This is a genomic window from Nocardioides sp. GCM10027114, from assembly GCF_042659625.1.
Lineage (GTDB): Bacteria > Actinomycetota > Actinomycetes > Propionibacteriales > Nocardioidaceae > Nocardioides.
The window spans coordinates 117,097-139,982 of the sequence record NZ_JBHSSS010000026.1 but is presented as its reverse complement, the minus strand read 5'-3'; the positions used below and the strand labels follow the sequence as shown (position 1 = coordinate 139,982).

Here is a 22,886-nt window from a genome sequence, read left to right as displayed (position 1 = left end):
TACCCGTGACTGCGACCACGGTCCGCACGGCGACCCCGCGCACGACGGACGACTGACGACCGAGACTGACGGCGGCACGACGTGAGAGGTGGACGCGACGATGGGGAAGCGGCTCCGGCCACGGGACCTGTGGTTCCTGGGGGAGGAGAGTCCGTCCACCCCGATGCACAACGCGACCGTCGAGGTCTTCGAGCCCGGTGAGGGCGGCTTCGACCACCAGGACCTCGTCGCGCTGATCGAGGACCGCATCGCGTTCGTGCCGCGCTACCGCCAGCGGGTGCAGACCGTGCCCGGCCGGCTGGCCAACCCGGTGTGGGTCGACGACCCCCACTTCGACCTCGGCTTCCACGTCCGCCGCTCCGCGGTGCCGCGCCCGGGCAACCTCGAGCAGCTCCGCGAGCTGGTCGCCCGGATCATCTCCCGGCCGCTCGACCGCAGTCGCCCGCTCTGGGAGGTCTACTTCATCGAGGGCCTGGCCGACGGCCGGGTCGCGGTGCTGTCGAAGTCGCACCAGGCGCTCGTCGACGGCGTCGACACCGTCGACCTGGGACAGGTGCTCCTCGACATGGACGCCGACCGGTCGCCGCTCGGCGGCGACGAGTGGCATCCGCCGCGGGTGCCCACCGCGGCCGGGCTGCTGCTCGACGCGGTCCGCGACTCCGTCCGACGGCCCACCACAGTCGCGGACACCGCGCGCAGCAAGGTGGCCGCCGCGGTCCGGGCCGCCGACGCCACCGCGAGCCGGGCCGGCTCGCTCGCGAACGCTCTCGCCAACCGGCGTCCGCCGCGCGAGTCGCCGATCGCCGGCCAGCTGTCCCAGCAGCGGCGCTTCGTGGCCGTGAGCACCGACCTCGCCGACTACCGCCGCATCCGCGACGAGCACGGCGGCACCGTCAACGACGTCATCCTCGCCACCGTGGCCGGCGCCCTGCGCGGCTGGCTGCTCTCGCGTGGCGAGTCGCTCGGCGGGCTGCGCCAGATCAAGGCGGTCGTTCCGGTCTCGGTCATCGACGAGGAGCTCGAGGCGACCTCGCTCGGCACCCAGATCGCCGCCCACAACGTCCGGCTGCCCATCGGGGAGCCGAGCCCCGTCGTCCGGCTGCACCAGGTCTCCTACTCCTTCCAGGCACACAAGGAGACCGGCCGTGCCGTGGCCGCCAACCGGCTGGCCGGGATCGCCGGCTTCGCCCCGGCGACCTTCCACGCGATCGGCTCGCGGGTCGCGTCGGACGAGCTGCGCCGAGGCATGCAGCTCGCGGTCACCAACGTCCCCGGCCCGCAGTCGCCGCTCTACGCCGACGGCGCCCGGATGGTCGAGACCTACCCGGTCCACCCGCTCCACCCGGGGAACGCGCTGGCGATCGGCGTGACGTCGTACGACGGCCGGGTCTTCTACGGCATCACCGCCGACCGCGACCTCGTGCCGGACGCCGACGTGCTGGGGCAGTGCCTGACCGAGGCGCTCGACGAGCTCGTCGACTCCGCCAGCGCGACCCGTCCCCGCGCGCCCCGCGGTCGTCGGGGCGCGCCCGCGCGGAAGTCCCCGAGGAAGCCGGCGGGCAAGAAGTCCACCGGCGCGAAGAAGACGGGTGCGAAGACGACGGACGCCACGCGGCCTGCGAAGAAGACCGCGAAGAAGTCCGCTCCGAAGAAGCCGGGGGAGGAGACGTGAGCCTGCGGCTGTACCTCCCGACCACCCTCCCGGCGCTCGCCGGCCACCTGTCCGGCGGGCACGTGCCGGTGCCCGACGACGCGGTGCTCGCCCCCGACGACACCGAGGAGGGCGAGTACGCCGCCCTCATGCAGGCCGCCGAGGCGTCGCGGCAGCTGCTCGACGGTCCCGGCCGCCGGGTCGTCGTGGTGACCGAGGTCGCTGGCGAGTCCGCGGTCCCCGACACCGTGGCGCTGCGCGACGTGCTCGCGGTCCACGTCGACGACCGGGACGACGCCGACGAGGACGACGACCTGGGGTGGTACGCCACCCAGGAGCTCGGCGACCTGCTGCCCTGACCGCGAGCTGCCACCAGTTCCCCGCGCAGCACCGCCGAGCTGTCCTCAGCTGTCCCGGGAGCCTCACCGACTCGTGGGTAGCCCCCGCCGGTGGTTACCCTCGGCCGCATGGACGCGATCACCTTCCCGCCGGCTCCGGTCAACGAGCCGAACCTGACGTACGCGCCCGGGACCCCGGAGCGCGAGACCCTCACCGCCGAGCTCGACCGGCTCGCGGCTGAGCAGCACGACCTGCAGGCCTACATCGGTGGCGAGTGGCGCACCGGCGGCGGCCAGGAGATCAAGGTCGTCCAGCCCCACAAGCACTCCCACGTGCTGGGCACGATGAAGAACTCCAGCCAGACCGACGCCAAGCACGCGATCGAGGCGGCTCAGGAGGCGGCGCCGGCCTGGCGCGCGATGCCGTTCGACGAGCGGTGCGCCGTGATCCTCAAGGCCGCGGACCTGCTCGCCGGCCCGTGGCGGCAGAAGCTCAACGCCGCGACGATGCTGGGTCAGTCGAAGACGGCGTTCCAGGCCGAGATCGACTCCGCCTGCGAGCTCATCGACTTCTGGCGGTTCAACGTCCACTACGCCAAGCAGATCCTCACCGACCAGCCGATCGCGAACAGCCCGGGGATCTGGAACCGCACCGACCACCGCCCGCTCGAGGGCTTCGTCTACGCGATCACGCCGTTCAACTTCACCGCCATCGCCGGCAACCTGCCCACGGCGCCGGCGCTGATGGGCAACACCGTGATCTGGAAGCCGTCGCCGACGCAGCAGCTCGCCGCTCACCTCACGATGCAGCTGCTCGAGGAGGCCGGCATGCCGCCGGGCGTCATCAACATGCTGCCGGGTGACGGTCTCGAGGTGTCCGAGGTGGCGCTCGCGCACCCCGACCTCGCGGGCATCCACTTCACCGGCTCGACCCCGACCTTCCAGCACCTGTGGCGCGAGGTCGGCAACAACATCCAGAACTACCGCTCCTACCCGCGCATCGTGGGTGAGACCGGCGGCAAGGACTTCATCGTCGCCCACCCGTCGGCCGACGACGACGTTCTGGTCACCGCGATGATCCGCGGCGCCTTCGAGTTCCAGGGCCAGAAGTGCTCCGCCGCGTCGCGCGCCTACGTCGCCCGCTCGACCTGGAACCGCATCAAGGACCGGCTCGTCGCCGAGACCGAGGGCATCAAGATGGGCGAGGTCACCGACTTCTCCAACTTCATGGGTGCCGTCATCGACAACCGGGCGTTCGCCAAGCACCAGGCCGCGATCACCCGCGCCCACGAGCACTCCGGGATCGAGGTCATCGCCGGCGGCACGGTCGACGACTCCGAGGGCTACTTCGTGCGGCCCACCATCGTGGAGATCGCCGACCCCACCGACGAGATGTTCGCGACCGAGTACTTCGGCCCGATCCTCGCCGTCCACGTCTACGAGGACGGCGACTTCGAGAAGGTCGTCCACCAGATGGAGTCGTTCGCGCCCTACGCGCTGACCGGCGCGATCATCGCGCAGGACCGGGGCGTCATCGCCTGGGCCCGCAAGACGCTGCGGTTCGCGGCCGGCAACTTCTACATCAACGACAAGCCCACGGGCGCCGTGGTCGGCCAGCAGCCGTTCGGCGGCGGCCGCGCCTCCGGCACCAACGACAAGGCCGGCGCGCCGGTCAACCTGCTGCGCTGGACCTCGCCGCGGTCCATCAAGGAGACCTTCGTCCCGCCGAAGGACTACCGCTACCCGTACATGGGCTGACCCGCCCGAAACTGATCGCTGACCCGCCCGAAGGTTTCGGGCGGGTCAGCGTCGTCTCGTGCCCTGCCCCGAGGAGGGGACGGGGCTACGGTGGAGAGGTGCGTCGCGTGGTCGGATCCCTCGTGGGGGCCTACCTGCTCGCTGCCCTGGTGACGAAGGGCCTGGAGGTCGCGGGCGTCACCCGCTGCGGGTGCTCGGACGACTGCTGGTGCCGTCGGCCGGGACTGTCGGCGTTCAGGTGGGTCTTCCCGTTCCGGCACGGTGCAGCGTCCAGCCCGACTGTCGAAGGGCGCTGACCCGCCCCGAAACAGAGCGCTGACCCGCCCGAAAGTCTCGGGCGGGTCAGCGCCGGGTTCTCTGGTCAGGCGGGGAGGCACTGGCTCCCGGACTGGGCCTCGCCGTTGATGCTGACGTTCCAGGTCGCGCAGACGGTGGGGTTCGCCTGGGCCGGCGTGGCGAGCAGCGTGGCGGCCGCGGTGAGGGTGACGACGGTGAGCAGACGCTTCATGTGAAGGACCTTTCCGAGAGCGCGCGGGGGTCCTTGGTGCCCCCGCATCGCCTCCGCAACGAGGAGCCGTGGCGCTCGTCACGTCGTGCCCGGTGCAGGTCCAGACCACCACCCCCGGGGACAATGGAGGGGTGGTCCTCCTTCCCCAGCACATGGGTGCGCTGCACCCGGTCGAGCAGCTGCTGACCTGGCTCCTCGCGTTCGGCCCGTTCGTGGTGCTGGGGATCGTGGTCCTGGTTCGCAGGCGTCACGAGGCCCGCGACGAGGCCGCCCGCGACGAGGCCGCCCGCGACGAGGCCGCCCGCGACGAGGCCGCCCGCGACCAGGCCGCCCGCGACCAGGCCGCCCGCGACCAGGCCGCCCGCGACGAGGCCGCCCGCGACGAGGCGCGGGACGGTCAGCGCGACAGGTAGCGGCGGCCGACCTCGTTCTCCGCGCGCAGCGCCTTGAGGAGCAGGTCGGAGACCAGCCCTTCGATCTTGCCGCCGACGAGCGGGATGTTGACCTTGATGGTGAGGTCCACGGTCTCGGTGGTGACACCACCGGACTCCGCCAGCCGCGCGGTCCCGGACATGTCGCCCGGCTTGCCCGGGATGGTCACGGTGATGTCGGCCTCGGCGGCGGTGCTCCAGCTCTCCTGCTGGACGATGTTGATCTCGTCGCCGACGAACTTGCGGGCGAACGACGGGATGCCGTCGGCGGCCTGCACCTGGTCGATGGTGACCTCCATGCCGCTGTCGGTGGGGTCGATGCTCACCAGCGCCCGCAGCACGCCCTGGTACTCGCAGACCTCCTCGCGGAAGGCGGGGTCGGCCAGCATCTGCGCGACCTCCGTCATCGGGGCGTCGTAGGTGAGCTCGTGGACCAGTCGCTTCGCCATGTCGTGAGCCTCTCAGGTCGTCGGCCGCCAGGCCTTCGGGGGACGTCCCGGCGGGTGCCGGCGGGTCATCATCCCGAACGCTGCAGCCGCCCCGACGGCACGCCGCCACCCGTGTTGTGCCCGTCACAGGCCGGGTCCTAGGGTCGGGGTGTGTCGACGACGTTGGACAGGGAGAAGTCGGACCTGCTGGAGAAGGCCATCGACGTGGCCAAGGGCAGGAAGGGGACCGGCGGGCCTCCGCATGACAGCGTCGGCACCCTGCTGAAGGCCTACTACCGGCACGTCGCGCCGGAGGACGTCACCGACCGCAGCGACATCGACCTCTACGGGACGCTGGCCTCCCACTACAAGCTCGCCGGCAACCGCCCGCAGGGCACCGCCAACGTGCGGGTCCTCACGCCCAACATCAGCGAGCACGGCTGGTCGGCGTCGGGCCACTCGGTCGTCGAGGTCGTCACCGACGACATGCCGTTCCTGGTCGACTCGCTGACGATGGAGCTCACCCGGCAGCTCCGCGACGTGCACATCGTGGTGCACCCGCAGTTCGACGTACGCCGCGACATCACCGGCGAGCTGCAGGACGTGATGCCGGTCGCCGACGGCTCGGTCGAGCCGGCCGAGGACACGCTGCGCGAGTCCTGGATGCACATCGAGATCTCCCGCGTCGGCGACGACGAGGAGGCCGCGGAGATCGAGGAGTCGCTGCAGCGGGTGCTGCGCGACGTCCGCGAGTCCGTCGAGGACTGGGAGAAGATGCAGGCCCAGGCGCTGGCCATCGTCGACGAGCTGGAGTCGGCCGACCTCCCGGTCCCCGACTACGAGGTCGAGCAGGGCCGCGACCTGCTGCGCTGGCTGGCCACCGACCACTTCACCTTCCTCGGCTACCGCGAGTACCGCCTCGAGACCGAGGGCGACGACGAGCTGCTGCGGGCCATCCCCGGCACCGGCCTCGGCATCCTGCGGGCCGACCAGGACATGTCGCCGTCGTTCGGCAAGCTGCCGGCGGCGGTGAAGGCCAAGGCGCGCGAGAAGACGCTGCTGGTGCTGGCGAAGGCGAACTCGCGGGCGACCGTGCACCGCCCGGCGTACCTCGACTACGTCGGCGTCAAGACGTTCGACGAGAACGGCGAGGTCGTGGGGGAGCGGCGCTTCCTCGGGCTCTTCTCCAGCGCCGCCTACACCGAGTCGGTGGCCCGGATCCCGCTGCTGCGGGAGAAGTCCGCCGAGGTGCTCCGCCGCAGCGGGTTCGACCACCGCAGCCACGCCGGCAAGGCGCTGATGGACACCCTCGAGACCTACCCGCGCGACGAGCTGTTCCACACGCCGGTGGACGTGCTCGCGACCACCGCCGAGGCGGTCATGCACGCGCGGGAGCGCCGCCAGGTCCGGATGTTCCTGCGCCGCGACACCTACGAGCGCTACGTCTCCGTCCTGGTCTACCTGCCGCGCGACCGCTACAACACCACCGTCCGGGAGCGGTTCTCCGCGATCCTCAAGGAGCACCTCCACGGCGAGTCGGTGGAGTTCAGCGCCCGGGTCGGTGAGTCCGCGACCGCCAACGTCCACTTCGTGGTGCACCCGCCGAAGGGCGAGCCGCTCGCCGACGTCGACACCGCCGACCTCGAGCGCCGGCTGGCCGACGCGTCGCGGTCGTGGCGCGACGACTTCACCTCCGCGGTGATGAGCGAGTACGGCGAGGAGCAGGGTGCGCGGCTGGCCCGGCGCTACATCGACTCCTGGCCGGAGGCCTACAAGGAGGACTTCCAGCCGGCGACCGGCTCGTTCGACCTCGGCCGGCTCGAGTCGCTCGGCGACGGCGGCATCGACCTGTCGCTCTACGAGCAGATGGACGCCGGCCGCGGCGAGGCCCGGCTCAAGGTGTTCCGGATCGGCTCGCCGCTCTCGCTGTCCGAGATCCTGCCGATGCTGTCGTCGATGGGGGTCGAGGTCGTCGACGAGCGGCCCTACGAGCTCGAGGGGCTCGGCCGTCCGACGTTCATCTACGAGTTCGGGCTGCGCTACGCCCACGAGGTGCCGGCGCTCGGCCGCGACCTGTTCCAGGACGCGCTGCGTGCGGTCTGGGACGGCTTCAACGAGATCGACGGCTTCAACGCGCTCGTCCTCGCCGCCGGCCTGACCTGGCGGCAGGCGACCGTCCTGCGCGCCTACGCGAAGTACATGCGGCAGGGGAACTCGCCGTTCGCCCTCGACTACATCGAGGACGCGCTACGCAACAACGTCGAGATCACCCGGATGCTGGTGCAGCTCTTCGAGGCCCGCTTCGAGCCGGGCCGCAACGGGCTCGGCGCCCAGGAGGAGGCCCGCACCGCGCGGGTGGAGCAGGTCGAGCACCGGCTCGAGCAGGCGCTCGACGAGGTCGCCAGCCTCGACCAGGACCGCATCCTGCGCTCCTACCTCACCCACATCCGCGCCACGCTGCGCACCAACTACTTCCAGCCGGCCGGGGACGGGGGGCACCACCCCTACATCTCGTTCAAGCTCGAGCCGTCGGCGATCCCGGACCTGCCTGAGCCGCGGCCGCGCTTCGAGATCTTCGTCTACTCGCCGCGTGTCGAGGGCGTCCACCTGCGCTTCGGCCAGGTGGCCCGGGGCGGCCTGCGCTGGTCCGACCGCCGCGACGACTTCCGCACCGAGGTGCTCGGCCTGGTCAAGGCGCAGATGGTGAAGAACACCGTGATCGTGCCGGTCGGCGCCAAGGGCGGGTTCTTCTGCAAGCAGCTGCCCGACCCGAGCGACCGCGACGCGTGGATGGCCGAGGGCGTCGCCTGCTACAAGACGTTCATCTCCGGCCTGCTCGACATCACCGACAACCTCGTCGAGGGCAAGACCGTCCCGCCGGAGAAGGTGGTGCGCCACGACGGCGACGACGCCTACCTCGTGGTGGCCGCCGACAAGGGCACGGCGACGTTCTCCGACATCGCCAACGGCGTGGCCAAGGACTACGGCTTCTGGCTCGGCGACGCGTTCGCCAGCGGCGGCTCGGTCGGCTACGACCACAAGGCAATGGGCATCACCGCCCGCGGCGCCTGGGTCTCCGTCCAGCGCCACTTCCGCGAGCGGGGCATCGACTGCCAGACCGAGGACTTCACCGCGGTCGGCATCGGCGACATGTCGGGCGACGTGTTCGGCAACGGCATGCTCTGCTCCGAGCACATCCGGCTCGTGGCCGCCTTCGACCACCGCGACATCTTCCTCGACCCCGACCCCGACGCGGCGACGTCGTACGCCGAGCGCAAGCGGCTGTTCGAGATGGCGCGGTCGAGCTGGCAGGACTACGACACCTCGCTCATCTCGGAGGGCGGCGGCGTCTACTCACGCTCGCTGAAGTCGATCCCGCTCAACGACGCGGTCCGCCGGGCGCTGGGAATCGACGCCGAGGTCAAGGCGATGACGCCGGCGGAGCTGATGAAGGCGATCCTCCAGGCGCCCGTCGACCTGCTGTGGAACGGCGGCATCGGCACCTACGTCAAGGCGTCGAGCGAGTCCAACGCCGACGCCGGCGACAAGGCCAACGACCCGATCCGCATCGACGGCCGCGAGCTGCGCGCCAAGTGCGTCGGCGAGGGCGGCAACCTCGGCCTCACCCAGCTCGGCCGCATCGAGTACGCCGCCAACGGCGGCCGGATCAACACCGACTTCATCGACAACTCGGCCGGGGTCGACACGTCCGACCACGAGGTCAACATCAAGATCCTGCTCGACCGGGTGGTCGCCGACGGCGACCTCACCGAGAAGCAGCGCAACAAGCTCCTCGCCGACATGACCGATGAGGTGGCCGAGCTGGTGCTGCGCGACAACTACGAGCAGAACCTCGCGCTCGCCAACGCCAGCGCCTTCGCGCCGTCACTGCTCCACGTCCACGAGGACTGGATCAAGCAGCTCGAGAAGCGGGGCGTGGTCAATCGCGAGCTCGAGGCGCTGCCGTCGAGCAAGGAGGTGCGCGCCAGGCTCGACCGCGGCGAGGGGCTCACCACGCCGGAGCTGTCGGTGCTGATGTCGTGGACCAAGATCGTCCTCGCCGACGAGCTGCTCGACTCCGACCTGCCCGACGACCCGTACCTCCACCACGACCTGATGGTCTACTTCCCGACGCCGGTGAAGGAGGGCTTCGAAGGGCAGATCGCCGAGCACCCGCTGCGCCGCGAGATCATCGTGACCCAGGTGGTCAACGACCTGGTCAACGGCGCCGGCATCACCTTCTGGCCGCGGCTGTCCGGCGAGACCAGCTCCTCGGCCGCCGAGCTCACCCGCGCCAACTTCGTGGCCCGGGAGATCTTCGGGTCGCTGGAGCTGCGCGACGAGCTGAAGTCCTGGGACAACAAGCTCGACGCCGCCGTCCAGACCCGGATGCGCACCGAGATGCGCACCCTCGTCGAGCGCGCCTCGCGCTGGCTCGTGAACAACCGGCGGCCCCCGCTCGACTCGCAGGGCACCGTCGAGTTCTTCCGCGAGCCGGTGCAGGAGGTCATGGCGCAGCTGCCCGACCTGATGACCGGCCGCGAGCTGCAGGCCTTCCACGAGCGCCGCGACAAGTACGTCGACCAGGGCGTCCCCGAGGAGCTCGCGACCCGCGTGGCCGGCCTCGAGCCGGCGTACTCCCTGCTGGGGATCGTGGAGATCGCCGGCCGCGAGGAGGTCGACCCGGCCGAGGTCGCCCGGATCCACTTCGCGCTCGGCGAGCGGCTCGGACTGCCGCTGCTGGCGTCGCGGATCCAGGCGCTGCCGCGGGCCGACCGCTGGCAGACGATGGCCCGCGGCGCGGTGCGCGACGACCTCAACACCGTGCACGGCCAGCTGACCGCGCAGGTCATGGTCGCGACCTCGGCCGACGACTCGGTGCCCGCGCGGATCGCCGCCTGGGAGGACTCCGACAGCGTCCTCGTCAGCCGCGCCGCCGGCACCCTCGAGGAGATCTGCGCCGACGAGACCGCCGACCTCGCCCGGATGTCCGTCGGGCTCCGGGTGGTGCGCGGGCTGCTTTCCAGCGGCTGAGGCGCGGGGCCGTGGCGATCCCCGGATATCCGGGGATCGCCTCGCTCCTCGGCCAGTGGAGTGCCCGAGAAGTGACCACAGTGGCCGAGCGGTGGGGCCCGTGTGGCGGCTGTGGCGACCCAGACGCCGCACGGGGTCGCGTCGTACGCCGCTACGCTGCCGGGCCATGACCGACCTGCGCGCCGCCGGAGTGGCCGAGACCGCCCGACTGACCACCAGCGGGGAGGTCACGGCGCGCGCCGTGGTCGACGCCGCGCTCGACCGGATCGCGGCCACCGACCCGCCCCTCAACGCCTTCTCCAGGGTGCTCGCCGACCGCGCCCGCGCCGAGGCCGACGAGCGCGACCGGGCACTGGCGGCGGGGGAGCAGCCCGGCCCGCTGCACGGCGTACCGGTCGCCGTCAAGGAGGAGATCGACGTCGCCGGCACGGTGACGACCTTCGGCGGCGAGGCCAACGAGACACCGGTCGCCGCCGACGCCGAGGTCGTACGCCGCCTCCGCGACGCCGGCGCGGTCATCATCGGCAAGACGACGATGCCGGAGTTCGGCTCCTTCCCCTACACGGAGTCGGTCTCGCGCGGCGTCACCCGTAACCCGTGGGACCCGAGCCGCAGCCCCGGCGGCTCCAGCGGTGGCACTGCCGTCGCGGTTTCCGCCGGCATGGTGCCCGCCGGCATGGGCGGCGACGGCGGCGGCTCGATCCGCATCCCCAGCGCCTGCTGCGGGCTGTTCGGCCTCAAGCCGCAGCGCGGTCGCGTCACCACCGCGCCGCACCCGCACCTGTGGTGGGCGCTCGGCGTCGCAGGGCCGCTCACCCGCAGCGTGCTCGACAGCGCCCTCGTGTACGACGTCGTCCGCGGCCACACCGATGTCGACCGGTGGCGGGCCGGGGAGGCCGGCTCGTTCGTCGAGGCCGCCCGCCGCGAGCCCGGCCGGCTCCGTATCGGCTGGTCGGCCAAGCCGGTGACGCTCGGCGTCCGGCCCGACCCGATCAACGTCCAGGTCCTCCAGGACACCGTCCGGCTGCTGTCGGATCTCGGCCACGACGTCCGCGAGGTCGACCCACGCTACCCGGACCCGACCCTGGCGTTCGTGCCGCAGTTCTTCGCCGGCGTCCGCACCGAGGCCGACGCGGTGGAGCACTACGACCGGCTGGAGCGGCGAACCCGCCAGACCTACCGGATGGGCACCTGGGTGACGCCGAAGGTCGTCGACTGGGCGATGGCGCAGGGTGAGAAGGTCGCCGAGAAGGCCAACCGCGTCTTCGACGACGTCGACGTGCTGCTCACGCCGACCATGGCCAACCGGCCGCCGGCGGTGGGCGTCCTCGGCGGCCGCGGCACGGTCATGTCGTCGCTGGTGTCGATGCCGGCGATCAGCTACGTCGCGCTGTGGAACGTCGCGGGCAACCCCGCGGCGTCGGTCCCGTGCGGCACCGGCCCCGACGGCCTGCCGACGGCGGTCCAGCTGGTCGGGCGGCCCGACGCCGAGCCCACGCTGCTGAGCCTGTCGGCGCAGATCGAGCAGGCGCGGCCCTGGCCGCTGCTGGCTCCCGAGGGCTGAGCCGGCCCCCCGGCAAGGCCGATAGCCTGCCTGACATGGCGGCGATCGAGGTCGAGGGCCTCACCATGGTCTACGGAGACCTGCGCGCGGTGGACGCCGTGACCTTCAGCGTCGCGGAGGGTGAGTTCTTCGGCGTGCTCGGACCCAACGGCGCCGGGAAGACCACGCTGCTCGAGATGATCGAGGGGCTCCGCAAGCCGGTCGCGGGGACGGCGACCGTCCTGGGCCAGCGCGCCTGGCCCCGGAACCAGCGACTGCTGCCGCGCATCGGCGTCCAGCTGCAGGCCTCGTCGTTCTTCGAGCGGCTCACCGCCCGCGAGCAGATCCACACCTTCGCCGCCCTGTACGGCGTCCCGCTGGCGACGGCCGACGAGTGGCTGGAGCGGGTCGGTCTGGTCGACAAGGCCGGCACGCGAGTCGAGGACCTGTCCGGGGGCCAGAGCCAGCGCCTCTCGATCGCCTGCGCGCTGGTGCACGAGCCGGAGGTGGTGTTCCTCGACGAGCCGACCGCGTCGCTCGACCCGCAGGCGCGCCGCAACCTCTGGGACCTGCTCTCCGGGCTCAACGACTCCGGTCGCACCGTCGTCCTCACCACCCACTACATGGACGAGGCCGAGGCCCTCTGCGACCGGGTCGCGATCATGGACCACGGCCGGGTGCTCCGGCTCGACTCGCCCGCCGCGCTCGTGCGCGGGCTGGCCGCGCCGGCCCGCATCGTGGTCGCCCCCGGCCAGCTCGGTGCGGACGAGGGCCGGTCGCTGGCGGGCGTGAGCTCGGTGAGCGAGAGCGCCGACGGCCTCGTGCTCACCACCCACGAGCCCGCCGTGGTCGTCGCCCGGCTTGCCGAGCTCGACCACCTCGACGGCGTGCGGGTCCACACCGCCACCCTCGAGGACGTCTTCCTCGACCTGACCGGACGGGAGTACCGCGCATGAGCACGCCCTTCGGCGCGCTGTCGCTGGCGATCCTGCGCGGGTTCCTCCGCGACAAGAGCTCGGTCTTCTTCGCGGTGATCTTCCCGCTGATGTTCCTGGTGCTCTTCGGCGGCATCTTCGCGGACCGCACGCAGTCGCAGGTGGACCTGATCGCCGTCGGCGACGTCGCGCTGCTCGACGAGATGCCGCCCCAGGCGCGTGAGGCGTTCGACCAGACCTTCGCGGTGACCACGTCCGACGACCTCGACGACGCGCTGCGGCAGGTGCGCGACGGCGACGCCGACGTCGCGATCCGGATGGCCGGCGACACGCTGGTCGCCCATTACACCCAGACGGACCAGGTCCGGGCCGCCGTCACCCAGGGCGCCTTGCGCGCCTTCGTCGACGGCACCAACGTCGCGCTGAGCGGCGAGCCGCCGCGCTTCGAGCTCGTCACCGAGCGCGTCGAGGACGAGTCGCTGGAGACCATCCAGTTCGTCACCCCAGGGCTGCTCGGGTGGGCGGTCGCCATGAGCGCGGCCTTCGGCGCCGCGGCCACCCTGCAGGGCTGGCGGCAGAGCAAGCTGCTGCGCCGGCTGCAGCTCGCACCCGTGTCCACCCGCACCGTCGTGGGCGCGCGGGTGACGGTGACGATCGCCATCGCGCTCGTGCAGATGGCGATCTTCGTCGGCCTGGGCGCGGGCGCCTTCGGACTCACGCTCGCCGGGTCGTGGTGGATGGCGGTGCCGCTGCTGGTGGTCGGGACGCTCTGCTTCATGGCGCTCGGGCTGCTGGCGGGAGCGATCACCACCACCACCGAGGGGGCGGTCAACGCCGCCAACTTCATGGTGCTGCCGATGGCGTTCCTCAGCGGGTCGTTCTTCCCGCTCGACGGGGCGCCGGGGTGGCTGCAGACGGTCTCGCTGGCGCTGCCGCTGCGCCACCTCAACGACGGGATGCTCGACGTCATGGTGCGCGGCCAGGGCGCCGCGGCGGCGCTGTGGCCGATGGCGATCCTGGCCGCCTTCGCGGTCGCGGTGACGCTCGTGGCCGCCCGTCTCTTCCGGTGGGAGACGAGCTGACCGTGGGCCTGCTGCTCCAGACGCCCCGCGCTCGCCTGGCCAGGTTGCGCCGCCGTCTGAGCCGCGGCCGGCCCAGTCCGCTCGCCGGCCGGCGGGTGCTGGTCACCGGCGCCTCCTCCGGCATCGGCGAGGCCACCGCGTACGCCGTCGCCGGCGCGGGCGCGCACGTGCTGCTCGTCGCCCGGCGGGCCGACGAGCTCGACCGGGTGCGCCGCGCGGTCGCCGACGGCGGCGGCCGCGCCGCGGCGTACCCCTGCGACCTGGCCGACGGCGACGCCGTCGACACACTGGTCGCGCGACTGCTGGCCGAGCACGGCGGCGTCGACTACCTCGTCAACAACGCCGGCCGCTCGATCCGCCGGTCGCTGGCGCTGACGCACGACCGGTTCCACGACTTCGAGCGGACCATGGCGGTCAACTACTTCGCCCCCGTCCGGCTGACGATGGGGCTGCTGCCGGCGATGCGGGCGCAACGGTTCGGGCACGTCGTCAACGTCGTGACGTGGGGCGTGCAGATGAAGGCGCCCAAGTTCGCGGCGTACATCGCCTCCAAGACCGCCCTCGACACCTGGTCTCGGATCGCGGGCCGGGAGGCGTACGACGACAACGTCACCTTCACCAACATGCGCTTCGCGCTGGTGCGCACCGCCATGGTGGTGCCGACCGGCAACGTCGAGGACCGGCGACAGCTCACGCCCGAGCAGGCGGCGCAGAAGGTGCTCCGCGCCCTCGAGGACCGGCCGGTCACCGTCGACACCCTCGCCGGCCGGGCAGGGGAGGTGCTCAACCTGCTGGCGCCCCGGCTCAGCGACGCGCTGATGAACCGCTTGCACCGGGCCTCGCCGGACTCCGCCAGGGCCCGCAACGCAGGCGCCTCTGCGAGATCCTCGGACAGGACCTGACCGGAACCGCTCGACCGTGGGCTGACTCACGCGAAACTCGCACGACACCGCACGTCCGGGGCGGAAGAATCCGGCCGGTGCTCGCCCTCCTCCTGCGCCAGGTCCGGCCACCGTCGCCGCTGGCCGGCCGCCTCTCGGTCCAGTCCCTGCTGTTCGCCCTCGGCGACGGCACCTTCATGACCGGGTCGGCGGTGTTCTTCACCCAGATCGTCGGGCTCTCGGCGGCCGAGGTGGGCCTGGGCCTGACCGTCGCCGGCATCGCCGCCTTCCTCGTGGCCGTGCCGATGGGCAAGCTGGTCGACCGGTTCGGACCGAAGCGGATGTGGGCGGTCAGCGCGGTCGGGCAGGCCGCGATGTTCTCCGTCTGGCCCTTCATCGACGACTTCCGGGGCTACCTGCTGATGGCGGTGGCCATGGAGGTCGTGGGCGCGCTCGGCGGAGCGGCGCACGGCGCCTACACGATCGACGTGCTGCCCCCGGACGAGCGGGTGCAGTCCCGCGCCTACATGTACTCCGCGCTCAACGTGGGCTTCACCCTCGGCGCGCTGCTGGGCGGCATCGCGCTGGCGTTCGAGTCGAACGACGTGCTCCACGCGCTGCCCTGGTTCACCGCGCTGGTGTTCCTCGTCAACGCCGTGGCCATCGGCCGGCTGCCGCGCGCCCCGCACGACGACCGGACCGCCGAGGAGCGCAAGGTGAAGGTGCCGGGGCCGGGTCCGCTGCGCAACCCGGGCTGGCTGCTCACCTCGTTCCTCAGCGGCGTGCTGTGGACCAACCAGGTGCTGCTCCACCTCGTCATCCCGCTGTGGCTCGTCCAGGAGACCGACGCCCCCAGGGTGTTGGTCGCGATCCTGTTCGCGACCAACACGGTGATGTGCATCTTCCTGCCGATGGCCGCGGCCCGCGGCGTCCGGGACGTGACCACGGCGCTGCGGGCGCTGCGGGTGTCCTCGGTGTTCTTCGTGGTCTCCTGCCTGATCACCCTCGCCACCCACGACACCGTCGGCTGGCTGACGATCGCGCTGGTGTGGCTCGGCCATGTCACGGTGACCGGCGCCGAGCTGTACCTGTCGGCGGCGAGCTGGTCCTTCGAGGCGGAGCTGATGGACCCCCGCCAGCGCGGCGCCTACCAGGGTGCGGCCGAGCTGAGCGGAACGCTCGGCCGGGTCTGGGCGCCGGCCGTCTACACGTTCCTGGCGATGAGCTGGGGGGCCGGCGGCTGGCTCGTGATCGCGGGCATCATCGTGGTCGCCACGATCGCGGCGCACCCGTCCACGCGCATGGCGCAGCGGTTCCTCGACCGGCACGTGCCCGCGGACGTGCTGGCCGCGGCCCGCGCCGCCACCCCCGACCCCGAGGAGGGGCTGGCCGTCGGTCCGCCGTCGCTGATCGACGACGAGCAGCCGGTCGTCGGTGCGGCCCTGCCTCCCGGGGCGGTGCCGGAGCCGTCGGAGACGGCGGTCCGACCCGGCTGACAGGTCGGCCGGGGGCCGGACGTGGGGCCGGAGGAGGGGCCCGGCGACGTGGCCGTCGTCACGTCCGACAGGATGGCTCCGGGGGCCCGCCCGGACGCGCGGCGGGACTGACCGCAGAGGGAGGACCCAGGACGTGACGAGCCGGACCAGCCAGCAGCAGGACCGAGCCGCGGCGGTGGCGCGATGAGCGGGCCGCTCGAGGACGTCCTCGTCGTCGACCTGTCCCGCGCGCTCGCCGGGCCGCATGCCACCCAGATGCTGGGCGACCTCGGCGCCCGGGTGGTCAAGGTCGAGGCCCCGGGCACCGGCGACGACACCCGCGGCTGGGGGCCGCCGTTCGTCGGCGACGCCGACGAGCGGCAGTCGACGTACTTCCTGTCGACCAACCGCAACAAGGAGTCGATCGCGCTCGACCTCAAGGACGACGCGGACCGGAAGGTGCTGCTCGACCTGGTCGACCGCGCCGACGTGCTGGTCGAGAACTTCCGCACCGGCGTGCTGGAGCGGCTCGGCCTCGGCATCGCCGCGCTGCAGGAGCGCAACCCGCGGCTGGTCGTCCTCTCGATCACCGGCTTCGGCCACGACGGCCCCGAGGGCGGCCGCGCCGGCTACGACCAGATCGCGCAGGGCGAGGCCGGCCTGATGTCGCTCACCGGCTCGGGCCCCGAGGACCCGCAGCGGGTCGGCGTGCCGATCGCCGACCTGCTCTCCGGCATGTACGGCGCCTACGGCGTCCTCGCCGCGCTGCACGAGCGCAACCGCACCGGCCGCGGCACCGTCGTGCGGACCTCGCTGCTCGCCGCGGTCGTCGGCGTCCACGCCTTCCAGGGCACCCGGTGGACGGTCGCCGGCGAGGTCGGCCGGGCACAGGGCAACCACCACCCGTCGATCGCGCCGTACGGCCTCTTCCACTGCCGCGACGGCTCGGTGCAGATCGCGCTCGGCAGCGAAGGGCTGTGGCGCAAGTTCTGCGAGGGATTCGGGCTCGACCCCGGTGCCCCCGGCCTCGCCACGAACGCCGAGCGGGTCGCCGACCGGCCGCGGGTCATCGAGGTCGTCGAGGCGGCCTTCGCCGACTGGGACGCCGAGCCGCTGCTCGCCCGGCTCGCCGAGATCGGCATCCCCGCGGGCAAGGTGCGCACGCTCGACGAGGTCTACGGCTGGGACCAGACCGCCAGCCAGGGCCTGCTGCTCGACCTCGACCACGCCACGCTCGGCACGATCACGGTGCCCGGGCCGCCGCTGCGGTTCTTCGACGTCGACGGCACCGAGGTGACCCGCCGCGACCACGCCGCGCCGCCGCTGCTCGACCAGCACGCCGAGCAGATCCGGTCCTGGCTGGGGGAGGGCGAGGGCTGAGCCCTGGCGCGGGGCCGCCCCGCGTCGCGATCCCCGGCTATCCGGGGATTCGTGTGACCCGCGTGCGCAACCGCAGGTCGGAGCAGCCTCCGGACCCGCGGTTGCGCACAACTGCCCGGGACGGGCGGGCGCTCACCCGTCGCCGCGGGCCGGGCCCAGCAGGCTGAACCGGACCCCGGCCGGGTCGGCCACGACGGCGACCCGGCCGTACGGCGTGTCCTCGGCGGAGTGGACGGTCGCGCCACCGAGCTCCTCGACCCGGGACACGGCCGCGTCGGCGTCTTCGACCGCGACGTAGAAGCGCCACGACGAGCCCTCGGGGCCGGCGAACGCGGACGCGTCCATGATCCCGGCCCTGGCCTGCTCGCCCTGGCCGAGCGTGCTGTAGCGGAACTCGTCGCTGTCGCTCTCCACGTGCAGGTCCCAGCCGAACACGTCGCGGTAGAACGTCGTCGACGCGCGGTAGTCGGTGGACAGCGTCTCGAACCACGCCGGCGTGCCCGGCGCGCCCAAGGCGCCCATCCCGGTGTGCTGCCCGGCCTGCCACACGCCGATGCCGGCGCCGGCCGGGTCGACGAGGAAGGCCATGTGCCCCATCTCGCCGACCTGCATCGGCTCGACGACGACCTGGCCGCCGTGCTCGCGGGCCCGCTCTGCGGTTGCCGTCACGTCGTCGCTGGCGAGGTAGACCGACCAGGTCTCCGGTCCCATCGAGCCGTCGTTGTGCATGCAGCCGGCCACGGGCGCCCCGTCCCGCTCGAAGGTCACGTAGCCGCCGTACTCCTCGCCGGCGGCCTCGGAGGTCCAGCCGAACAGGTCGCCGTAGAACCGGCGCGCCCCCTCGACGTCGGTGGTGAACAGCTCGACCCAGGCGGGCTCACCCGGGGCGTACGTCGGGCGGGTGTCGGGCACGGTCGTCTCCTCAGTGGTGGGCGGGGTGGCGCTCTGGGCTGAAGGTGTGGTCGTCATGCCCGTACCGACTCGGCACCCGCCGAGAACTCATCGGCGGGGTCAGCTCGCCTTGCGCTTCGCTGCGGTCTTCTTGGCGGTGGTCTTCTTCGCCGCCGACTTCTTGGCGGTCTTCTTGGCGGCAGCCTTCTTGGCTGGGGCCTTCTTCGCGGTCTTGCGGGCTGCGGCCTTCTTCGCGGGCTTCTCCTCGTCCTCACCCGAGGGCGCCTCCCCGCGCGCCGTCTTCGCGGCGTCGACGGAGCGCTGCAGCGCGGCCAGCAGGTCGACGACCTCGCCCGAGGTCTTGGTCGAGGTCGGGGTCCGCTGGACCTCGCCGCCCTCGATCTTCGCCCTCACCACGGCCTGCACGGCCTCGGCGTAGTCGTCCTCGAACTCCGAGGCGTCGAAGTCGCCGGCGAGGGTCTCGACGAGCATCTGGGCCATCCTGACCTCGGCGTCCTTGACCTCGCCGGCCTCGACCTGGAAGTCGGGGGTGCGGATCTCGTCGGGCCACATCATCGTCTGCAGCACGATGACGTCGTCGCGCACGCGCAGCACGGCCACGGTGGTGCGCTGCCGCAGCGCGACGGTGACCACGGCCATCCGGTCGGCGTCGAGCAGCGCCTGCCGCAGCAGCGCGTAGGGCTTCGCGCCCGACTTCTCCGGCTCGAGGTAGTAGGACTTCTCGAAGAGCATCGGGTCGATCTGGTCGCTCGGCACGAACTTCTCGACGGCGATCTCGCGGCTCGACGTCACCGGCAGGTCGGCCAGGTCCTCGTCGGTGAGGACGACCATCTCGCCGTCCTCGGTCTCGTAGCCCTTGGCGATGTCGGCGTAGGCGACCTCCTCGCCGTCGATCGAGCAGACCCGCTGGTACTTGATCCGGCCGCCGTCCTTGGCGTGCACCTGCCGGAAGGAGACGTCGTGGGACTCGGTCGCGGAGTACAGCTTCACCGGCACGCTGACCAGCCCGAAGGAGACGGCGCCCTTCCAGATCGCTCGCATAGGGTAAGCATGGCCTCATGCGTCCCATGCTCGCCACCCGTGGCGACCACGTCCCCGCCGGCGGCGGCTGGGTCCACGAGGTGAAGTGGGACGGCATCCGGCTGCTGGCCGACGTGACGGAGGGCCCCGACGGCCGCGACCGGACCATCCGGCTGGAGACCCGCAACGAGAACGATGCGACCGTCGCCTGGCCCGAGCTCGTCGCCTCCACGCCGCAGCGCGACCTGCTCGTGGACGGCGAGGTCATCGCGCTCAACGACCGGGGCGTCCCCGACTTCGGCGTGCTGCAGGACCGGATGCACGTACGCCGTGCCGCCACCGCCGAGGCCAAGTCGCGGGCGGTGCCGGCGACGTTCATGGTCTTCGACCTGCTGCGGCTCGACGGGGAGGACCTCACCAGGCGACCGCTGCGCGAGCGCCGACGGCTGCTCGAGGAGCTCGTCGCCGACGGCACCCTCGCCGGCACCTGGCAGGTGCCCGGCACCTACGACGACGGCGCCATGCTCCTCGAGGCCACCCGCGAGCAGGGTCTCGAGGGGATCGTCAGCAAGCGCCTCGACAGCCGCTACGAGCCGGGCGCGCGCAGCCGGCACTGGCTGAAGTTCCCGCACCGACCCCGCCGGTCCTACGTCGTCGGCGGCTGGCGGCCCGAGACCGGCTCGACCGGGCGGGTGGGGGCGCTGCTGGTGGGGGAGCCGACCCCGGACGGGCTCGTCTACCGGGGCCGGGTCGGCAGCGGCATCGCGGGCAAGGTGGGGCCGCAGCTGCGCGAGGCGCTCGAGCCGCTGGCCCGCGGCTCCAGCCCGTTCACCGACGAGGTGCCCCGGGTGGACGCGACCGGGTCCCACTGGGTCGAGCCGGTGCTGGTCGTGGACGTCGAGGCCCTCGGCCTGTCGACGCAGCAGCGCCTCCGCCAGCCGTCGTACCGTGGCCTGCGCACCGATCTCGGACCCGAGGACCTGACATGAGGCTGCTGCTGCTGACACTCCTCCTCGTGGGGTCGCTGCTCGTCCCCGCCCACGCGCACACCGTCACCGCCGTCCCTGTCAGCGCGGCCGCGAAGGAGCGCAGCCGCTCCGTGACCCTCGACGGGGTCCGCGTGGAGCTGAAGAAGCGCACCCGGCAGGTCGTCACCGTCAACCACACCGGCGGCCACGCGGCGCGCGTCGCGTTCTGGGCGAAGCGGGACGGGCGGTGGGTCAAGCGGTTCCAGGCCACCAACGGCCGGATCGGGTACGGCGGCCTGGTCGCCCGCCGCGAGCGGGTGCAGGGGTCGGGCAAGACCCCGCTCGGCACGTTCCGGCTGCCGTTCGCCTTCGGCATGGGGCGCGAGCGCGAGGGGTTCGACCCGAGCTACCGCAAGGTCCGCAAGGGGGACTACTGGGTGCTCGACAACCAGTCGAAGCACTACAACCGCTACCGGCACCGCAGCGAGGGCGGCTTCCGCTGGCGGCTGGGGCCCGGCCACCCTGACGCGTCCGAGCGGCTGAAGGACTACCCCGTCCAGTACGAGTTCAGCGTCGTCACGAAGTTCAACTGGGGCCAGGTCCGGCACCGCGGCGGCGCGATCTTCCTGCACGTCAACGGCTCCGGCGCCACCGCCGGCTGCGTGAGCGCGCCGCGGTGGTTCCTGCTCAGGGCGCTGAACCGGCTCGACCAGCGGCAGGCGCCCGTGATCGCCATCGGCCGGTGAGCCGGCCATGAGTGAGGTCCACGTCGACGTCGAGGGCCGCACCCTGCGCATCAGCAACCTCGACAAGGTGCTCTACCCGCGCACCGGAACCACCAAGGGCGAGGTGCTCAACTACTACGCCCGGGTGGCGCCGGTGATGCTGCCGCACCTGCGCGACCGCTGCGTCACCCGGATCCGCTGGCCGCACGGCGTCGAGCAGGACAGCTTCTTCGAGAAGAACGTCCCCGCCGGCACCCCGTCGTGGGTGCGCACCGCCAAGGTGCCGACCAGCGGCAGCCGCGGCGGCTCCCGCAACGGCGACCACCTCGTGTTCCCGATCGTCGACGACCTCGCCACCCTCACCTGGCTGGCCAACCTCGCCGCGCTCGAGCTCCACGTCCACCAGTGGACGGTCGGCCGCAACGGGCAGCCCCGCAACCCCGACCGGCTGGTCATCGACCTCGACCCGGGGGAGCCCGCCGGACTTCCGGAGTGCGCCGCGGTGGCGCTGCTCGTGCACGAGAAGCTCGCCGAGCGCGACCTCGACTGCAGCCCGGTGCTGAGCGGCAGCAAGGGCCTGCACCTGTACGCCGGTCTGTCGGGGCTGCCGGGCCGGCTCAACCCCGAGGGCACCACCGCCCTGGCGAAAGAGGTTGCCGAGGAGCTGCAGCGCGAGCACCGTGACCTGGTGACCGCCTCGATGACGAAGGCGAAGCGACCCGGCAAGGTCTTCCTCGACTGGTCGCAGAACGCCGGCTCCAAGACCACCGTCTCGCCGTACTCCCTGCGCGGCCGCGAGGTGCCCACCGTCGCCGCGCCGGTGACCTGGCAGGAGGTGGCGGCGGCGGAGGAGGACCCGCTGGCGCTGGAGCAACTGCGCTTCGAGGCCGTACTCGAGCGGGTGGAGGAGCACGGTGACCTCTTCCAGCCGTGAGCGCGTGGCGTCACTGCTGCTCGCCTCGTTCCTGGCCGCGGCCCTGCTCGGCGGCACGCCGACGACGCCGGCCACCGCGGGCGGCGCGGCCACCTGCGAGGGCGAGCCGGCGACGATCACCGGGACCGACGGCGACGACCTGCTGGTCGGCACCCCGGGGCGCGACGTCGTCGCCGGCCTGGCCGGCGACGACACGATCCGCGGCCGCGGCGGCGACGACCTGCTGTGCGGCGGGGACGGGGCGGACGTGCTGCGCGGCGGCGCCGGCCGCGACTCCCTCCACGACGTCGTGGTCAACAGCGGCGCCCAACGGCTCGACGGCGGCCGAGGCCGCGACGGGGTCACCTTCGGGTGGGACGTGCGCGACGGGGAGGGCGAGGTGCTGCGCGTCGTCGTCCTGGTCGACCTCGCGGCCGGACGGGCCGTGCTCGGCGACACCGGCACGACGTTCCCGTTCCGGTCGTTCCGCGAGGTGACGGCGCTGGTCTCGCCGGGGCGGTGGCGGTTCGTCGGCACCGCCGCGCCGGAGGTCGTCCGCACCGACCGGTTCATGTCGGTCGACGCCCGCACCCGCGGCGGCCGCGACACGGTCCACGGCTCGTGGCACGACGACCGCATCCGTGGCGGGCGCGGTGTCGACACGGCGTACCCGAGCCGCGGCCGCGACGTCTGCCTCGGCGTCGAGCGGGGCCGTCTCGCGGACTGCGAGAACCTCGGCTGACCTGCTCCACGGGTCGTCCGGAGGGCGTCTGAGGACGCTCCGTTACCCGTTGTCGAGCCGCAACGCGGGTTGTTACCCACTTGTGGAACGGTCGTGGAGCCCGCGTCACTCCAGCGTGAATCCCCCGCTCATAACTTCGAGAGGACAAGCAACCAATCCTGT

Annotated in this window: 19 protein-coding genes; 15 read left to right on the top strand and 4 right to left on the bottom strand. The window is 72.5% G+C overall.

What is annotated here, in order from left to right; translation table 11 throughout:
• The first annotated feature begins 100 nt into the window (after positions 1 to 100).
• The 3 genes from ACFP2E_RS15035 (at position 101) to pruA (ending at position 3,747) form a co-directional block, all read left to right on the top strand.
• Positions 101 to 1,672, top strand: a complete 1,572-nt coding sequence (locus ACFP2E_RS15035) for a wax ester/triacylglycerol synthase family O-acyltransferase (RefSeq protein WP_378523011.1) — start codon at positions 101 to 103, stop codon at positions 1,670 to 1,672.
• Positions 1,669 to 2,010 carry a DUF6912 family protein gene (locus tag ACFP2E_RS15030; protein WP_378523012.1) on the top strand — a complete coding sequence of 114 codons (342 nt, stop codon included), beginning with the start codon at positions 1,669 to 1,671 and terminating at the stop codon, positions 2,008 to 2,010. The genes ACFP2E_RS15035 and ACFP2E_RS15030 overlap by 4 nt, the downstream gene beginning before the upstream one ends.
• Before the next feature lie 108 nt (positions 2,011 to 2,118).
• Positions 2,119 to 3,747, top strand: a complete 1,629-nt coding sequence (pruA, locus tag ACFP2E_RS15025) for an L-glutamate gamma-semialdehyde dehydrogenase (protein ID WP_378523013.1) — start codon at positions 2,119 to 2,121, stop codon at positions 3,745 to 3,747.
• A gap of 361 nt (positions 3,748 to 4,108) precedes the next feature.
• Here pruA and ACFP2E_RS15020 read toward each other — a convergent pair whose 3' ends face one another.
• The gene (locus tag ACFP2E_RS15020; RefSeq protein WP_378523014.1) at positions 4,109 to 4,255 is read right to left on the bottom strand and encodes a hypothetical protein; all 147 of its coding nucleotides are present in this window, start codon (positions 4,253 to 4,255) and stop codon (positions 4,109 to 4,111) included.
• Between the two features lie 131 nt (positions 4,256 to 4,386).
• Here ACFP2E_RS15020 and ACFP2E_RS15015 point away from each other — a divergent pair, with 131 nt between their 5' ends.
• Positions 4,387 to 4,668, top strand: coding sequence for a hypothetical protein (locus tag ACFP2E_RS15015; RefSeq protein ID WP_378523015.1), 282 nt, complete (start codon positions 4,387 to 4,389; stop codon positions 4,666 to 4,668).
• Here the strand turns inward: ACFP2E_RS15015 and ACFP2E_RS15010 are convergent.
• Positions 4,653 to 5,135, bottom strand: a complete 483-nt coding sequence (locus tag ACFP2E_RS15010) for a DUF2505 domain-containing protein (protein WP_378523016.1) — start codon at positions 5,133 to 5,135, stop codon at positions 4,653 to 4,655. The two genes, ACFP2E_RS15015 and ACFP2E_RS15010, sit on opposite strands and share 16 nt — an antisense overlap.
• A gap of 150 nt (positions 5,136 to 5,285) precedes the next feature.
• Between ACFP2E_RS15010 and ACFP2E_RS15005 the strand changes: the two genes are divergently transcribed.
• From ACFP2E_RS15005 to ACFP2E_RS14975, 7 genes are all read left to right on the top strand, one after another.
• Entirely contained in the window at positions 5,286 to 10,148 is a 4,863-nt protein-coding gene (locus ACFP2E_RS15005) for an NAD-glutamate dehydrogenase (protein WP_378523017.1), read from the top strand.
• 166 nt (positions 10,149 to 10,314) lie between these two features.
• On the top strand, positions 10,315 to 11,712 hold the full coding sequence (locus ACFP2E_RS15000) for an amidase (protein ID WP_378523019.1): 1,398 nt from the start codon (positions 10,315 to 10,317) through the stop codon (positions 11,710 to 11,712).
• Between the two features lie 35 nt (positions 11,713 to 11,747).
• Positions 11,748 to 12,647, top strand: coding sequence for an ABC transporter ATP-binding protein (locus ACFP2E_RS14995; protein WP_378523020.1), 900 nt, complete (start codon positions 11,748 to 11,750; stop codon positions 12,645 to 12,647).
• Positions 12,644 to 13,708: an ABC transporter permease gene (locus ACFP2E_RS14990; protein WP_378523021.1), complete on the top strand. Its 1,065-nt coding sequence runs from the start codon at positions 12,644 to 12,646 to the stop codon at positions 13,706 to 13,708. Before ACFP2E_RS14995 ends, ACFP2E_RS14990 begins: the two co-directional genes overlap by 4 nt.
• Positions 13,709 to 13,710: 2 nt before the next feature.
• Positions 13,711 to 14,610 carry an SDR family NAD(P)-dependent oxidoreductase gene (locus ACFP2E_RS14985; RefSeq protein ID WP_378539348.1) on the top strand — a complete coding sequence of 300 codons (900 nt, stop codon included), beginning with the start codon at positions 13,711 to 13,713 and terminating at the stop codon, positions 14,608 to 14,610.
• A 77-nt stretch (positions 14,611 to 14,687) separates the two neighbouring features.
• Complete coding sequence (locus ACFP2E_RS14980; protein ID WP_378523023.1) at positions 14,688 to 16,085, top strand: MFS transporter; 1,398 nt, start codon at positions 14,688 to 14,690, stop codon at positions 16,083 to 16,085.
• A gap of 183 nt (positions 16,086 to 16,268) precedes the next feature.
• Entirely contained in the window at positions 16,269 to 17,444 is a 1,176-nt protein-coding gene (locus tag ACFP2E_RS14975; RefSeq protein ID WP_378523024.1) for a CaiB/BaiF CoA transferase family protein, read from the top strand.
• 132 nt (positions 17,445 to 17,576) lie between these two features.
• Here the strand turns inward: ACFP2E_RS14975 and ACFP2E_RS14970 are convergent, their stop codons facing one another.
• Together ACFP2E_RS14970 and ACFP2E_RS14965 are read right to left on the bottom strand one after the other, a co-directional pair.
• Positions 17,577 to 18,356 carry a VOC family protein gene (locus tag ACFP2E_RS14970; RefSeq protein WP_378523025.1) on the bottom strand — a complete coding sequence of 260 codons (780 nt, stop codon included), beginning with the start codon at positions 18,354 to 18,356 and terminating at the stop codon, positions 17,577 to 17,579.
• 99 nt (positions 18,357 to 18,455) lie between these two features.
• On the bottom strand, positions 18,456 to 19,397 hold the full coding sequence (locus tag ACFP2E_RS14965) for a Ku protein (protein WP_378523026.1): 942 nt from the start codon (positions 19,395 to 19,397) through the stop codon (positions 18,456 to 18,458).
• Between the two features lie 17 nt (positions 19,398 to 19,414).
• Between ACFP2E_RS14965 and ligD (ACFP2E_RS14960) the strand changes: the two genes are divergently transcribed.
• Genes ligD (ACFP2E_RS14960) through ACFP2E_RS14945 form a run of 4 tightly spaced genes read left to right on the top strand, consistent with a single transcriptional unit; the run spans position 19,415 to position 22,724 of the window.
• Positions 19,415 to 20,365 (top strand): non-homologous end-joining DNA ligase, encoded by a 951-nt coding sequence (gene ligD / locus ACFP2E_RS14960; protein ID WP_378523027.1) that lies wholly within the window; start codon positions 19,415 to 19,417, stop codon positions 20,363 to 20,365.
• The gene (locus tag ACFP2E_RS14955) at positions 20,362 to 21,090 is read left to right on the top strand and encodes a L,D-transpeptidase family protein (protein ID WP_378523029.1); all 729 of its coding nucleotides are present in this window, start codon (positions 20,362 to 20,364) and stop codon (positions 21,088 to 21,090) included. Before ligD (ACFP2E_RS14960) ends, ACFP2E_RS14955 begins: the two co-directional genes overlap by 4 nt.
• A gap of 7 nt (positions 21,091 to 21,097) precedes the next feature.
• Positions 21,098 to 22,003, top strand: coding sequence for a non-homologous end-joining DNA ligase (ligD, locus tag ACFP2E_RS14950; RefSeq protein ID WP_378523030.1), 906 nt, complete (start codon positions 21,098 to 21,100; stop codon positions 22,001 to 22,003).
• Complete coding sequence (locus ACFP2E_RS14945) at positions 21,984 to 22,724, top strand: calcium-binding protein (protein ID WP_378523031.1); 741 nt, start codon at positions 21,984 to 21,986, stop codon at positions 22,722 to 22,724. The genes ligD (ACFP2E_RS14950) and ACFP2E_RS14945 overlap by 20 nt, the downstream gene beginning before the upstream one ends.
• Positions 22,725 to 22,886 lie beyond the last annotated feature (162 nt).

Coding starts and splice junctions, on each gene's coding strand:
- ACFP2E_RS15035 (WP_378523011.1), top strand. CDS start 101: ATGGGGAAGCGGCTCCGGCCACGGGACCTGTGGTTCCTGGGGGAGGAG.
- pruA (WP_378523013.1), top strand. CDS start 2,119: ATGGACGCGATCACCTTCCCGCCGGCTCCGGTCAACGAGCCGAACCTG.
- ACFP2E_RS15020 (WP_378523014.1), bottom strand. CDS start 4,255: ATGAAGCGTCTGCTCACCGTCGTCACCCTCACCGCGGCCGCCACGCTG.
- ACFP2E_RS15010 (WP_378523016.1), bottom strand. CDS start 5,135: ATGGCGAAGCGACTGGTCCACGAGCTCACCTACGACGCCCCGATGACG.
- ACFP2E_RS15000 (WP_378523019.1), top strand. CDS start 10,315: ATGACCGACCTGCGCGCCGCCGGAGTGGCCGAGACCGCCCGACTGACC.
- ACFP2E_RS14995 (WP_378523020.1), top strand. CDS start 11,748: ATGGCGGCGATCGAGGTCGAGGGCCTCACCATGGTCTACGGAGACCTG.
- ACFP2E_RS14990 (WP_378523021.1), top strand. CDS start 12,644: ATGAGCACGCCCTTCGGCGCGCTGTCGCTGGCGATCCTGCGCGGGTTC.
- ACFP2E_RS14975 (WP_378523024.1), top strand. CDS start 16,269: ATGAGCGGGCCGCTCGAGGACGTCCTCGTCGTCGACCTGTCCCGCGCG.
- ACFP2E_RS14965 (WP_378523026.1), bottom strand. CDS start 19,397: ATGCGAGCGATCTGGAAGGGCGCCGTCTCCTTCGGGCTGGTCAGCGTG.
- ligD (WP_378523027.1), top strand. CDS start 19,415: ATGCGTCCCATGCTCGCCACCCGTGGCGACCACGTCCCCGCCGGCGGC.
- ACFP2E_RS14955 (WP_378523029.1), top strand. CDS start 20,362: ATGAGGCTGCTGCTGCTGACACTCCTCCTCGTGGGGTCGCTGCTCGTC.
- ligD (WP_378523030.1), top strand. CDS start 21,098: ATGAGTGAGGTCCACGTCGACGTCGAGGGCCGCACCCTGCGCATCAGC.